Below are 13,335 nucleotides of genomic sequence, written 5' to 3' on the forward strand. Positions count from 1 at the left end.
ATCCCTGAGCGTTACGATCGCTGACAGCACGATCCTTCGGACACCTGTCCAAAGGATCGGACAGCACCCACCCAGCCGCCTCGGTGAGAAGGTAAAGACTTATGTTCGGAAGGCTCGGAGCTCCCGAGATCATTCTCATCCTCGTCGTCATCATCCTGCTGTTCGGCGCGAAGAAGCTTCCGGACATGGCCCGCTCCCTCGGCAAGTCCGCGCGCATCCTCAAGAGCGAGGCCAAGGCGATGAAGGAGGACAAGTCCTCCGCCCCGGCCGACCCGCCGCAGGCCGCTGACGACCAGCAGCCCCCGGCTCAGCGCGTCATCCAGGCCGCCCCCGGCGACGTGACCAGCTCCCGGCCGGTCACCGAGCCGACGGACACGACCAAGCGCTGACGCAGGGCCGGTGACCTCCGGCCCGCCGCACGAGATGGGAACGTGGGTTGCTGAAGCCTGCCCGCAAGAAGAAGAAGGATCCCGAGGGGCGGATGCCCCTCGCGGAACACCTGCGTGAGCTACGCAACCGGCTCGCGAAAGCCGTGCTGGCCATTGTCGTCGTGACGGTCGTGGCCGCCTTCTTCTACAAGGACATCATCGAGTTCTTCACGGACCCGATCCTGCATGCCGTGGGATGCGAGGCGAGCTTCGCCGAGCTGTCGGAGAAGGACAGCGGTACCTGCGCTCGCATTGTGCTCAACGGCCTGTTGACGCCTTTCACGCTCGCGCTGAAGGTGTCGCTCATGGCCGGCGTGATTTTTGCGTCTCCGGTGTGGCTCTACCAGCTGTGGGCGTTCGTCGCCCCGGGTCTGCACCGCCGCGAGAGGAAGTACGCTCTGGCTTTCGTCGGCGCAGGGTTTCCGCTTTTCCTGGGCGGGGCCTTCTTCGCCTACATAACTCTGCCCACCATGGCAACGGTGTTGCTCGAGTTCTCGCCTGCGGACCTCGACAACCAGCTGCCGCTGGACGAACTGCTCGACTTGATCGTCCGGATGGTGCTCGTCTTCGGGTTGTCTTTCGAGCTGCCTCTCCTGCTGGTCATGCTCAACTTCACCGGCGCCGTCACCGGCAGGCGGATGCTCGGCTGGTGGCGCGGCATGATCATGGGCATCACGGTCTTCGCGGCCGTCGCCACCCCGAGCACTGAGCCGGTGACGATGCTCGCGTTGGCCGGGCCGATCTGGATCCTGTACTTCGCCGCCGTGGCCATTTCGTTGGTGAACGACCGGCGCAGGCGCCGCCGCGAGGCCCTCGGCCCCGCCGACGACGAGGCCTCCGAGCTGGACCTCACTCCCGAGGACATCGGCGACATCGAGACCGTGAGCGCGACCGGCGCGCTGCCCGAGCAGATCGCCAAGGACCGGGTGAACGGGTACGACGACGTGACGTGAGGCAGCCCGGTCTCTGCGGGTGAGTGTTCTCATGACGATGGGGTGCCGTTGCATAGTGCGAACGGCACCCCATCTGGTGTTCAGATCAGATAGACGGGGAGCCCCCCAGGGCCCAGGTCTTGTCACCGTCGCCGTCAAGGTCGACGTTGTACGACACGGTGCCGTCCGCAGTCCAACCACCCGTGGTGCTGCTGTGGTATTCGGTGGTCTCGTTGCTGGCCGAGCTCGAACCATAAGCGTTCATCACGTTTGAGTAGTTTGTGGTGTTCGTCCTGTAGTCGGCGTCGTTCCGCTCGAGTCGTACCTGCACGTAAAACTTCTCCATGCCGCCGGCATTGCCCTGGCCGCCGTCGGCCCAGGACACGTACGCCTTGGCCTTGTAGTCGCTGTTGCTGTCCCGGTACACGCACAGCGTGATGTAGACGTCCAGATTGGCACCGAGGGTGTCGAAGTCCTTGTGCTGCTTGGCGCTGCAGTCGCTGTCGGCAGCGGCTGAAGCGGTGCCGGGCATGGCTACGAGACCGCCGACGGCGAGTGCCGCCGCGGCGGCGGTGGTGATCATGCGGGGACGGGGGAGCTTCAAGTTCTTCTCCTTGAAAAGGCGGTTTCACGTTGTGTAACTAATCGAACGCGTGTCGCAACATACAATGATCGACGGTTCGTGAAAGTGTCAAGTTGGTATAGAGAGGATGAGGTCTCGCGTTCAGGGAAGTCAGGCTGATGGACGGTTCGCACGCGCTGCTGCCTGGCGTGGCAGGTGATCCGGATAATGATCGTCCTGTTGTCAGTGCGGCCCGGTACGCTCGAAAGCACGATGACAGAGGACCTCTCCCCGGCCGAGCGGTACGCGGCGGCGCGTCGGCGCGCCGCCGAGCAGGCCACCGCGCTCGCCTCCTTCCGCGAGATGTACGACTTCGGCCTCGATCCGTTCCAGATAGAGGCCTGCAAGGCGCTGGAGGCGGGCAAGGGCGTGCTGGTCGCCGCGCCCACCGGCTCCGGCAAGACGATCGTGGGCGAGTTCGCCGTCCACCTCGCCCTGCAACAGGGCAAGAAGTGCTTCTACACCACGCCCATCAAGGCGCTGTCGAACCAGAAGTACGCCGACCTGTGCCGCCGCTACGGCGCGGCCGAGGTCGGCCTGCTCACCGGCGACAACAGCGTCAACTCCGACGCCCCCGTGGTCGTGATGACCACCGAGGTCCTGCGGAACATGCTGTACGCCGGCTCGCAGACCCTGCTCGGTCTCGGGTACGTGGTCATGGACGAGGTGCACTACCTCTCCGACCGCTTCCGCGGCGCGGTCTGGGAAGAGGTGATCATCCACCTGCCCGAGTCCGTGACGCTGGTGTCGCTGTCGGCGACCGTGTCCAACGCCGAGGAGTTCGGCGACTGGCTCGACACCGTCCGCGGCGACACCGAGGTGATCGTCTCGGAGCACCGGCCCGTGCCGCTGTTCCAGCACGTGCTGGCCGGGCGGCGGATGTACGACCTGTTCGAGGAGGGCGAGGGGCACAAGAAGGCCGTCAACCCGGATCTGACGCGGATGGCGAGGATGGAGGCCAGCCGGCCGTCGTACCAGGACCGCAGACGCGGCCGGTCGATGCGCGAGGCCGACCGCGAGCGGGAGCGACGGCAGCGCTCGCGGGTGTGGACGCCGAGCCGGCCGGAGGTGATCGAGCGCCTCGACTCCGAGGGCCTGCTGCCCGCCATCACCTTCATCTTCAGCCGCGCGGCCTGCGAGGCCGCCGTCCAGCAGTGCCTGTACGCGGGCCTGCGGCTGAACGACGACGAGGCCCGGCAGCGCGTCAGGGCGCTGGTGGAGGAGCGCACCGCCTCCATCCCGACCGAGGACCTGCACGTCCTCGGCTACTACGAGTGGCTGGAGGGCCTGGAGCGGGGCATCGCCGCCCACCACGCGGGCATGCTGCCGACCTTCAAGGAGGTCGTCGAGGAGCTGTTCGTGCGCGGCCTGGTGAAGGCCGTGTTCGCCACCGAGACCCTCGCGCTGGGCATCAACATGCCCGCGCGGTCGGTCGTGCTGGAGAAGCTCGTCAAGTGGAACGGCGAGCAGCACGCCGACATCACCCCCGGCGAGTTCACCCAGCTCACCGGCCGGGCCGGTCGGCGCGGCATCGACGTCGAGGGCCACGCCGTGGTGCTCTGGCAGCGCGGGATGAGCCCCGAGCACCTGGCCGGCCTCGCGGGGACGCGCACCTATCCGCTGCGCTCCAGCTTCAAGCCGTCGTACAACATGGCGGTCAACCTCGTGGAGCAGTTCGGGCGGCACCGCTCGCGCGAGCTGCTGGAGACGTCCTTCGCGCAGTTCCAGGCCGACAAGTCGGTCGTCGGGATCTCCCGGCAGGTGCAGCGCAACGAGGAGGGGCTGGCCGGCTACAAGGAGTCGATGACCTGCCACCTCGGCGACTTCGATGAGTACGCGCGGCTGCGCCGGGAGCTGAAGGACCGCGAGACCGAACTTTCCCGGCAGGGTGCGGCGCAGCGGCGTGCGGAGGCCGCCGTGGCGCTGGAGAAGCTGCGGCCCGGCGACGTCATCCACGTGCCGACCGGGAAGTACGCGGGCCTGGCCCTGGTGCTCGACCCGGGCCTGCCGGCCGGGCGGACCAACGGGCACCGCGCACTGGAGTACCACGACGGACCGCGCCCGCTGGTGCTCACCGCCGAGCGGCAGGTCAAGCGGCTGGCGTCGATGGACTTCCCGGTACCGGTCGAGCCGCTGGAGCGGATGCGCATCCCGAAGTCGTTCAACCCGCGCTCGCCGCAGTCGCGCCGGGACCTCGCCTCCGCGCTGCGGACCAAGGCCGGGCACATCGCGCCGGAGCGGCACCGCAAGCAGCGCTCGCAGGCCGCCGACGACCGCGAGATCGCCCGGCTGCGCGCGGCCATCCGGGCTCACCCCTGCCACGGCTGCGACGACCGCGAGGACCACGCCCGCTGGGCCGAGCGCTACCACCGGCTGCTGCGCGACACCGCACAGCTGGAGCGCCGGATCGAGGGCCGCACGAACACCATCGCCCGCACGTTCGACCGCATCGTCGCGCTGCTGACCGAGCTGGACTACCTGCGCGACGACGAGGTGACCGAGCACGGCCGGCGGCTCGCCCGGCTCTACGGCGAGCTGGACCTGCTGGCCAGCGAGTGCCTGCGGGCCGGTGTCTGGGAGGGCCTCGCCCCGGCCGAACTGGCCGCCTGCGTCTCGGCGCTGGTGTACGAGGCGCGGGCCGCGGACGACGCCATGGCGCCCAAGCTGCCGTCGGGCAAGGCCAAGGCCGCGCTGGGCGAGATGGTGCGGATCTGGGGCCGGCTGGACGCGCTGGAGGAGGAGTACCGCATCCGCCAGACCGAGGGCGTCGGACAGCGCGAGCCCGATCTCGGGTTCGCCTGGGCCGCGTACACCTGGGCCGGCGGTGCGGGCCTGGACGAGGTGCTGCGCGAGGTGGACATGCCGGCCGGCGACTTCGTGCGGTGGTGCAAGCAGGTCATCGACGTGCTGGGGCAGATCCAGGCGGCGGCTCCCGAGGGCTCGACCGTGGGGAAGGCCGCGCGCAAGGCGGTCGACGGACTGCTCAGAGGGGTCGTGGCCTACTCGTCCGTGGGCTGACCGCCTCCCTCCGCGACGACGCGACGACGTTTCCGCGACAGCGCGACGACGCCCCTCACCGCCCGGTCACCGGGTCCGGTGAGGGGCGTTCGCATGCCCCGGCGTCCTCACGCAGCGTGTGCGGGTGGGATCCGAGCGTGCAAATGGGGCCGAGGTTACTCCTTCCCCGCGCCCGTTTCAGGTGCTTGCGGAATATGACATCGCGATGATCCGGTCGGACTAAGCTCGCCCGCAGCGCACCGAGTTGCGCCGTAATGGTTCGCTTGTTCCCACTTGTCGCGAAGGTTCCGTTGTCGCGCGCACTCCTCCCAGCCGATTCCTTCCAGAGGGCCCACATGGTGAGTGTTCAATCCCCGCCCGAACGCCGTGAACTTCCCTACATGGGCGTGCTGTTGCTGCCGGCCGTACTCATGGCCGCGGCGACCGGAGCGGCCGTCGCCCTCGTGGCGCAACCGGCCCGGACCGCCGTCGGCTGGTGCGGCGCCATCGCCACCGTGCTGGTCGTCGCCACCGCCGCCGACGCCGTGCGCCGCGCCCGCGAGACACGCGCCCTGCGCGCCGAACACGCCCGCCGCACCGCTCAGTTGGAGCAGCGGATCGCCGTCCACGACGACCAGATCACCCGGCTCTCCGAACACCACCTGCCCGCCGCCCTGCACCTGCTCAAGCACGGCAACGACACGCCGCGCGAGGTGATGATCAGGCTCGGCGAGAGCAGCTCCGAGTTCGCCGCCCTGTCCGCACCGCAGCGCCGGATCGTCTCCACCGTGCTGGACATCGTCGAACACGAGCAGACCCTGCGCGAGTCCGCCGAGCGCTCGTTCGTCAACATCGGCCGGCGCGTGCAGGCGATCGTCCACCAACAGGCCGCGGAACTGCGGGAGATGGAGGAGGACCACGGCCGCAACCCGGACGTCTTCGACGACCTGCTGCGCATCGACCACGGCAACGCGATGATCGGCCGGCTCGCCGACTCCATCTCCGTCCTCGGCGGCGGCCGCCCCGGCCGCCAGTGGCCCCGGCCCGTCGCCCTCTACAGCGTGCTGCGCGGCGCGATGTCCCGGATCCTTGAGTACCGCCGCATCAACCTGGCCTCCATCGCCATGGTCAACGTCAAGGGCATCGCCGTCGAGCCCGTCATCCACGCCGCCGCCGAACTCCTCGACAACGCCACCCGCTACTCGCCGCCCAACACCAAGGTGCACGTCACCGCCACCGAGGTGCAGACCGGCGTCTGCATCGAGATCGAGGACTCCGGCGTCAGCCTCAGCGAGGAGGCACGCAAACGCGCCGAGGGCGTGCTGGAGCGCGCCAAGCTCGGCGACGACATCCAGGAACTCGGCCACAGCCCCCGCCTCGGCCTCGCCGTCGTGGGCCGGCTGTGCACCGCGTACAAGATGCAGGTCTCGCTGCGCGCGTCCGCGTACGGCGGCGTCCGAGCGATCCTCGTCGTGCCCTCCGACATGCTCACCGACGAGCCCGGCGTCGGCCTCGCCCACGGCATCGGCGCCACCTCCGTGCCGCAGCGCACCCCGGGCACCCTGGAAGGACCCAAGCGCTCGCCCAAGCGCCGCCGCCCCACCAACCCGCGCGTCCCCGCCGACGTCTCCCGCGACGACGACGTCCCCGAGGTCACCGAGTGGACCGAGCAGGGCCTGCCGCAGCGCCGCAGCCGGGTCTCGGTGCCGGCGCACGAACAGCTCGTGGCGCAGGCCAAGCGCGAACTGGCCGCCCGACGGGGCGAGGAGACGGCGTCCTACCGGCCGCAGGACGGCCACGAGACCGCACCCGAGCCGGAGCGCAGGAAGGACGACACCCCGCCCGGGGTCGGCTTCGAGGCCTTCTGGGAGGGCCTGAAGAAGGACACCCCGCCCGGAGTGCACCCCACCGCCTTCACCCGCGACCCGGCCGCGTTCGCCCATCTGATCAAGGATCCGGCCCGCACCGAGGCCGACGACGAGGGGGATCTCACGTGATCCAGCAGCGAGGGAACTTCGACTGGATGCTCAAGGACCTGAACGACGGGGTCCCGGGCATCGAGATGATCGTGGTGCTCTCCGCCGACGGCCTGCGCATCGCCCGCTACGGCGGTGACCCGGACACGGCCGACCGGGTCGCCGCGGCCTGCGCCGGGCTCCAGAGCCTGACGACGGCCGTGGCCCGGGAGGTCCCGGGCAGCACCGGTGAGATGAAACTGGTCGTCGTCGAGGTCGACGGGGGCTACTTCTACCTGATGGCCGCCGGCGCCAACGCCTACCTCGCGGTCCTGTCCGACGTGCGCTGCGAGCCGGGTCACATGGCCGCCCGGATGCGGGACCTCGTCGTCAGGATCGGCGCGCACCTGACCAGCCCGCCCCGGCGGAACGGGCAGACCGTATGACTCCTGCCCGACGCCGGCGGCGCCGGCCCGTCCCGGAACCGCCGCCCCGGTCCGCCGAGCGGCCGGGCCCCGAGCGCCCCAACCCCGAGCGGCTCTACACCATCTCCGGCGAGGACGGCGCCCGGCTGCCCCTCGACCTGGTGACGCTGATCGTGGCGGACGGCGACCCGCCGCCGTCCGCCACGCCGGAACAGGCGGCGCTGCTCAGGCTGTGCTCGGCCCCCCTGTCCGTGGCCGAGCTGTCGGCCTACCTCGGCCTGCCGTTCAGCGTGGTGAGCGCGCTGCTCACCGAACTGCTGGCGGCCGAGCAGGTGCAGGCGCGCGCGCCCATCGTCCGGCAGGCGCTCCCCGACCGGTCCCTCCTCGAAGCGGTGATGCATGGACTTCAAAGGCTCTGACACGATTCCCGGCCCCCGCGCCGAGGACCATCTGCCGTCCACGGCGCAGGCCGCGGTGAAGATCGTGATCGTGGGCGGTTTCGGCGTCGGCAAGACGACGATGGTCGGCTCGGTCAGCGAGATCCGGCCGCTGACCACCGAGGAGACCATGACCCAGGCCGGCGTCGGCGTCGACGACGACTACGGCTCCGACTCCAAGACCGCCACCACCGTGGCCATGGACTTCGGCCGCATCACCATCACCGACCAGCTCGTGCTCTACCTCTTCGGCACCCCCGGCCAGGAACGCTTCTGGTTCCTGTGGAACGGCCTGTTCGAAGGGGCCCTCGGTGCGGTCGTCCTGGTCGACACCCGGCGCCTCGAGGTCAGCTTCGACGCCATGGGACGGCTGGAGGAACGCGGCGTGCCCTTCGTGGTGGCCGTCAACTCCTTCCCCGACGCGCCCCGCCACCCCCTGGAGGACCTGCGGGCCGCGCTCGACCTGTCCCCGGTGATCCCGATCGTCGAGTGCGACGTACGCCGCCGCGCCTCCAGCCGGGACGTCCTGCTGACCCTGGTGCGCTTCCTGCACGACCTCGCCCTCACCGGCAAGCTCGCCTGACCCGACCCGGACCCGTTCCCCCGAAAGCGACCGCTGTGACGCCTGAACCCCACTCCCCGACCCGCACGGACGACCACACCCCCCTCCCCGCCCCGCCGCCGGGCTGCCCCGCGCACGCGCAGGCGCCGGGCTCCGGCTCCGGCGGAGCACACCGGCTGCACCGGACCGAGGACCTGGCCGGGCTGTACGAGCGGCTCCGCGAGCAGCACGGCCCGGTGGCGCCCGTACTGCTGCACGACGACGTGCCGATGTGGGTCGTCCTCGGCCACACCGAGAACCTGCACATGGTGCGCACCCCCTCGGTCTTCACCCGCGACAGCCGCATCTGGACGCCGCTGCGGGAGGGCAGGGTCAAGCCCGACCACCCGCTCATGCCGCACATCGCCCGGCAGCCGATCTGCTCGCACGCCGAGGGCGAGGAGCATCTGCGGCTGCGCTCCGCCGTCACCGGCGCGATGTCCACCATCGACCACCGCAGCCTGCGCCGGCACATCAACCGCCACACCCAGCGCCTGGTCAACGAGTTCTGCGAGCAGGGCGAGGCGGACCTGGTGAGCCGGTTCACCGAGCATCTGCCGATGGCGGTGATGTGCCAGATCCTCGGCATGCCCGAGGAGTACGACGAACGACTGGTGCACGCCGCCCGCGACGCCCTCAAGGGCACCGAGACGGCCATCGCCAGCCACGCCCACGTGATGGACGCCCTCGGCCGGCTCACCGCCCGCCGACGCGCCCGGCCCGAGGACGACTTCACCAGCCATCTCGTCAACCATCCGGCACGGCTCACCGACGACGAGGTCAGGGAGCATCTGCGGCTGGTGCTGTTCGCCGCCTACGAGGCCACCGTCAACCTGCTGTCCAACGCGCTGCGCACGGTGCTCACCGATCCCCGGTTCCGGGCGCAGCTCAACGGCGGCCAGATGACCGTGCCCGAGGCCGTCGAGCAGTCGCTGTGGGACGAGCCGCCGTTCAGCACGGTCCTCGGCTACTTCGCCAAGCAGGAGACCGAGCTGGGCGGCCGGCGCATCCACAAGGGCGACGGGCTGCTGTTCGCGCCGGCGCCGGGCAACATCGACCCGCGGGTGCGTCCCGACCTGTCGGCCAGCATGCAGGGCAACCGCTCCCACCTCGCCTTCGGCGGCGGCCCGCACGAGTGCCCCGGACAGGACATCGGCCGCGCGATCGCCGAGGTCGGCGTCGACGCGCTGCTGCTGCGGCTGCCGGACGTCGAACTGGACTGCGCGGAGGGGGAACTGCAGTGGCGGGAGTCGATCGCCTCCCGCCATCTGGTGGCCCTGCCGGTGCGGTTCGAGCCCAAACCGCAGCAGGAGATCTCGCAGGCGCCCGTCCCGGGGACGGTCCCGCCGCCGCGCGCCGCCGACGACCGGCGGGCCGGGGGCGTGCCCCTGCCGGCTCCCGCCCGACCACGACCCCGCAGGCCGGAGCCCGCGCCGGCGGTGGAGGAGCCCGCCCCGCGCAGGAGAGGCGTCTGGCCGCGGCTGCGGCGGTGGTGGCTGGGCTACTGACCGGACCACGCGGCGGGGTCGGACCAGGCGGCGAGCGTCCGCCCGCTGCGGAAGGCGTGTGCGACCCCGGTGACCGGGTCGGTGAACTCCAGCTCACGCGCGAGGAGTTGGAGGGGCCGGCGGAAGTCGCCGGGCGGCACGGGATCGGTCACGACCGGGTAGAGCGGGTCGCCGAGGATGGGTATGCCGAGGGCGGCCATGTGCACGCGCAGCTGGTGGGTCTGGCCGGTGCCGGGAACCAGCCGGTACCGGCCGAGGCCCGTCCCGTCCGGCTCCCGCCGGTGCTCGGCCGGCTCGATGCGGCTGACCGCGTTCGGCTCGCCCTCCACCTCGCGCGCCGTCAGACTGCCGCGCTCCTTCACGATCCGGCTGCGCACGGTCCGGGGCAGGTCGAGCGTGGGGTCGTACGGGGCCACGGCCTCGTACTCCTTGCGCACCAGCCGGTCCCGGAACAGCGTCTGGTACGCGCCCCGCTCCTCGGGCCGCACGGTGAACAGGACCAGCCCGGCGGTGAGCCGGTCCAGCCGGTGGGCGGCGCCCAGCGTCGGGATGCCCAGCTCCCGCCGGAGCCGGGCCAGCGCCGTCTCGGCGACGTGGCTGCCGCGCGGGGTGGTGGCCAGGAAGTGCGGCTTGTCCACGACGACGATGTGCTCGTCGCGGTGCACGACCTCCAGCGGGAACGGCACGGGGGTCTCCTCGGGCAGCTCCCGGTGGAACCACACGTACATCCCGGGCACGTACGGCGTCCCCGGCGCGACCGGCCGCCCGTCCGCGCCGACGACTTGGCCCGCCTCCAGCATCCCGTCGACGACCCCGGGCCCGGCCCCGCTGAGCCGCTCCACGAGATGCTCCCGCACGGTGGCCCAGCCCCCGCCGAAGGGCAGCCGCACCCGCACCGGATCGACCCCGTCGCGCTGCGGCAGGGGGGAGGGCGGAGTGGAGGGCCGACGTCTCACCGGGCCAGGGTATGCGCCCGGCCGGCGGGCGTGCCGATGCCGGGGGAGGCGGGCCGCCGCTCCGACGGAGGACGGCGGGCGCGGCCGCAGCACGGGACGTCGTCCCGGAAGCCGCGGGGGGCCATCCGGCCGGACGGCCTCGCGGCACCGGGCCGTGCCAGTGCCCTGACGCGCGCGGCCCAGGTATTCGCCGCGATCTGCGCGGCGGTCTCCGCGTGCCCGTGCCCGTGCCGGGATCCGGGCCGGCCTTCGGGCGGCGTCCCGGTCGGGGCCCGGCGCGGCGCGGTCGCGGACCGTGGCCGTCGTCGGCGGCGCTGCGGGGGCCCGTGACGCGGGCGGTGTCGGTGCGCCGGTGTGGCCGGCCCAGGTATCGGCGTATTGGCCCGGGCCGGCCTGGCGGTCTCCGCGTGCCGTGCCGACGCCGCCCCGGCCGCCTCGGGCGTCGCTCCCGTCGAGCCCGGCCCGGCGCGGCCCTACGCCGCGCTGGTCGCGCCCTCCTGCTCGGCCTCGATGCGGGCGTTCCACTCGCGCTTCGCGGCCTGCCAGCCGTCCTCGTCGTGGCCGAGGCGCCAGTAGCCGGAGATGGACAGGTCCTCGCGGGGGATCTGGCGCTCGACGCGGAGCAGTGCGCGCAGGTCCTTCACGAACGCGGCCTCGCCGTGGACGAAGGCGTGCACCCGGCCCTCGGGGAAGTCCAGCGCCCGGACGGCCTCGACCAGGGCCGCGCCCACGGGACGGTCCCCGCGGTGCAGCCAGACCACCTCCGCGTCGGAGTCGATCTTCTGCTCCTCCTCGGGCCCCGCGACCTCCACGAAGGCCCGGACCCGGGCGCCGTCGGGCAGCGCCTCCAGGGTCGCCGCGATGGCGGGCAGCGCGCTCTCGTCACCGGCGAGCAGGTGCCAGTCGGCGTCGGGGTCCGGCGCGTAGGCGCCGCCGGGACCCAGGAAGCGGACGGTCTCGCCGGGCTGGACCCGCATGGCCCAGGGGCCGGCCAGGCCCTCGTCGCCGTGGAGCACGAAGTCCAGGGTCAGCAGGCGCTCCTCGGCGTCCCAGGCGCGCACGGTGTAGGTCCGGGTGACCGGCCACTGCTCGCGCGGGAACTCCTCGCGGACGCGCTGCATGTCGAAGGGCTCGGGGTAGGTGACGCCCTCGGCCGGGAACAGGAGTTTCACGTAGTGGTCGGTGCAGGTGTCGGCCGTGAACCCGGCCAGACCGTCACCCCCGAGGACCACGCGCTGCATGTGCGGAGTGAGCCGCTCCGTGCGGACGACCTGCGCGGAATGCGCCCTCCGCGGCTTCCGGGCCGGACGTTCTGCCATGACGGCCTCCCTGTTCCCAAAACTTAGGCTTACCTAAGTTACCAGCTCTCCCCTGGTGAAACCCCATCCCTCGAGCACTTCACGAGCGGCGAGCCGTCACCCCGCTGCTCGGGCCGCCAGCGTCGTCAGCAGCCGCTGCAGCGATCCGCCCAGTCCCCACCGCTCCGCCAGCGCCTCCAGGCCCGCCGGATCCCGCGGCGTGCCCGGCACCGCCGTGTCCACCTCGGGCAACGGCACGTCGGCCGCGACCCGCACCACCGTGGGCGCCACCGCGAGATAGGGCCGCGCCTCGGTCAGCCGCCTGCGCTGCGTCGGCGTCAGCTTCGCCCGCGGGTCCTCGGCCGCCGCCAGGATGCCCGCCAGGTCGCCGAACTCGGCGAGCAGCTTGGCGGCCGTCTTCTCCCCGATGCCCGCCACTCCCGGCAGTCCGTCGCTCGGGTCGCCGCGCAGCAGGGCGAGATCCGCGTACCCGCTGCCGTCGACGCCATACTTCTCCCGCAGCCACGCCTCGTCGGTCACCTGGAGCGTGCCCACGCCCTTGAGCGGGTAGAGCACCCGCACCCCGCGCGCGTCGTCCACCAGCTGGTACAGGTCGCGGTCGCCGGTGACGATGTCGACCGGGCCGGTCGCCCGCGCGGTGAACGTGCCGATGACGTCGTCCGCCTCGTACCCCTCGACGCCCACCCGGGCGATGCCGAGCGCGTCCAGGACCGCCTCGATCACCGGCACCTGCGGCGACAGCGTGTCCGGCACCTCCTCCTCGTCCGGGCCGGCCGCGCGCTCCTCGGCGACGCGGTGCGCCTTGTACGACGGGATCAGGTCCACCCGCCACTTGGGCCGCCAGTCGGCGTCCATGCAGGCCACGAGGTGATCGGGCCGGTGGTCCCGGACCAGCCGGTCGATGAACTCCAGCAGCCCGCGCACGGCGTTCACCGGCGTGCCGTCCGGGGCCTTCACGGAGTCCGGCACGCCGAAATAGGCGCGGAAGTAGAGCGAGGCGGTGTCGAGCAGCATCAGTCGTCCGGTCACGTTCGCATCATGCCGTACGGCACTGACAGTCACGCCGAGTCACGCCCTTGTGAGCTGGGACACTCCTGTGTTTGCCCGGAGGCAACCGGGGGAGGCGCGGCTCTCGTGCGGCGACGCCCGTGCGGC

12 protein-coding genes are annotated in these 13,335 nt (G+C 71.7%); 8 read left to right on the forward strand and 4 right to left on the reverse strand.

Going from position 1 to position 13,335, the window contains the following annotated elements; all coding sequences use genetic code 11:
- Positions 1-101: 101 nt before the first annotated feature.
- Both tatA and tatC read left to right on the forward strand, forming a co-directional pair.
- Entirely contained in the window at positions 102-389 is a 288-nt protein-coding gene (gene tatA / locus ABZY13_RS02485) for a Sec-independent protein translocase subunit TatA (protein ID WP_356626998.1), read from the forward strand.
- A 47-nt stretch (positions 390-436) separates the two neighbouring features.
- Positions 437-1,381 carry a twin-arginine translocase subunit TatC gene (gene tatC / locus ABZY13_RS02490; RefSeq protein WP_356626999.1) on the forward strand — a complete coding sequence of 315 codons (945 nt, stop codon included), beginning with the start codon at positions 437-439 and terminating at the stop codon, positions 1,379-1,381.
- Between the two features lie 85 nt (positions 1,382-1,466).
- Here tatC and ABZY13_RS02495 read toward each other — a convergent pair whose 3' ends face one another.
- Complete coding sequence (locus tag ABZY13_RS02495) at positions 1,467-1,943, reverse strand: hypothetical protein (protein ID WP_356627000.1); 477 nt, start codon at positions 1,941-1,943, stop codon at positions 1,467-1,469.
- A 207-nt stretch (positions 1,944-2,150) separates the two neighbouring features.
- On the opposite strand from ABZY13_RS02495, the gene ABZY13_RS02500 reads away from it, so the two are divergent.
- The 6 genes from ABZY13_RS02500 to ABZY13_RS02525 all read left to right on the forward strand — a co-directional run bounded on the left by ABZY13_RS02500 (position 2,151) and on the right by ABZY13_RS02525 (position 9,905).
- Positions 2,151-5,000: a DEAD/DEAH box helicase gene (locus tag ABZY13_RS02500; protein WP_356627001.1), complete on the forward strand. Its 2,850-nt coding sequence runs from the start codon at positions 2,151-2,153 to the stop codon at positions 4,998-5,000.
- Between the two features lie 335 nt (positions 5,001-5,335).
- Complete coding sequence (locus ABZY13_RS02505; RefSeq protein WP_356627002.1) at positions 5,336-6,976, forward strand: ATP-binding protein; 1,641 nt, start codon at positions 5,336-5,338, stop codon at positions 6,974-6,976.
- On the forward strand, positions 6,973-7,380 hold the full coding sequence (locus ABZY13_RS02510; RefSeq protein WP_356627003.1) for a roadblock/LC7 domain-containing protein: 408 nt from the start codon (positions 6,973-6,975) through the stop codon (positions 7,378-7,380). Before ABZY13_RS02505 ends, ABZY13_RS02510 begins: the two co-directional genes overlap by 4 nt.
- Positions 7,377-7,778 (forward strand): DUF742 domain-containing protein, encoded by a 402-nt coding sequence (locus ABZY13_RS02515; protein WP_356627004.1) that lies wholly within the window; start codon positions 7,377-7,379, stop codon positions 7,776-7,778. The genes ABZY13_RS02510 and ABZY13_RS02515 overlap by 4 nt, the downstream gene beginning before the upstream one ends.
- Positions 7,759-8,379, forward strand: coding sequence for an ATP/GTP-binding protein (locus tag ABZY13_RS02520; RefSeq protein WP_356627005.1), 621 nt, complete (start codon positions 7,759-7,761; stop codon positions 8,377-8,379). Before ABZY13_RS02515 ends, ABZY13_RS02520 begins: the two co-directional genes overlap by 20 nt.
- Before the next feature lie 35 nt (positions 8,380-8,414).
- The gene (locus ABZY13_RS02525; protein WP_356627006.1) at positions 8,415-9,905 is read left to right on the forward strand and encodes a cytochrome P450; all 1,491 of its coding nucleotides are present in this window, start codon (positions 8,415-8,417) and stop codon (positions 9,903-9,905) included.
- On the opposite strand, the gene ABZY13_RS02530 is transcribed toward ABZY13_RS02525, so the two are convergent.
- The 3 genes from ABZY13_RS02530 to ABZY13_RS02540 form a co-directional block, all read right to left on the reverse strand.
- Positions 9,899-10,861, reverse strand: coding sequence for an RluA family pseudouridine synthase (locus tag ABZY13_RS02530; protein WP_356627007.1), 963 nt, complete (start codon positions 10,859-10,861; stop codon positions 9,899-9,901). The genes ABZY13_RS02525 and ABZY13_RS02530 overlap by 7 nt on opposite strands.
- Positions 10,862-11,334: 473 nt before the next feature.
- Positions 11,335-12,180: a siderophore-interacting protein gene (locus ABZY13_RS02535; protein WP_356627008.1), complete on the reverse strand. Its 846-nt coding sequence runs from the start codon at positions 12,178-12,180 to the stop codon at positions 11,335-11,337.
- A 96-nt stretch (positions 12,181-12,276) separates the two neighbouring features.
- The gene (locus tag ABZY13_RS02540) at positions 12,277-13,209 is read right to left on the reverse strand and encodes a 5'-3' exonuclease (protein ID WP_356627009.1); all 933 of its coding nucleotides are present in this window, start codon (positions 13,207-13,209) and stop codon (positions 12,277-12,279) included.
- Positions 13,210-13,335 lie beyond the last annotated feature (126 nt).

Origin of the sequence: Streptomyces sp. NPDC006610, from assembly GCF_040611575.1 — a bacterium.
In the GTDB taxonomy this organism is placed as follows: domain Bacteria; phylum Actinomycetota; class Actinomycetes; order Streptomycetales; family Streptomycetaceae; genus Streptomyces.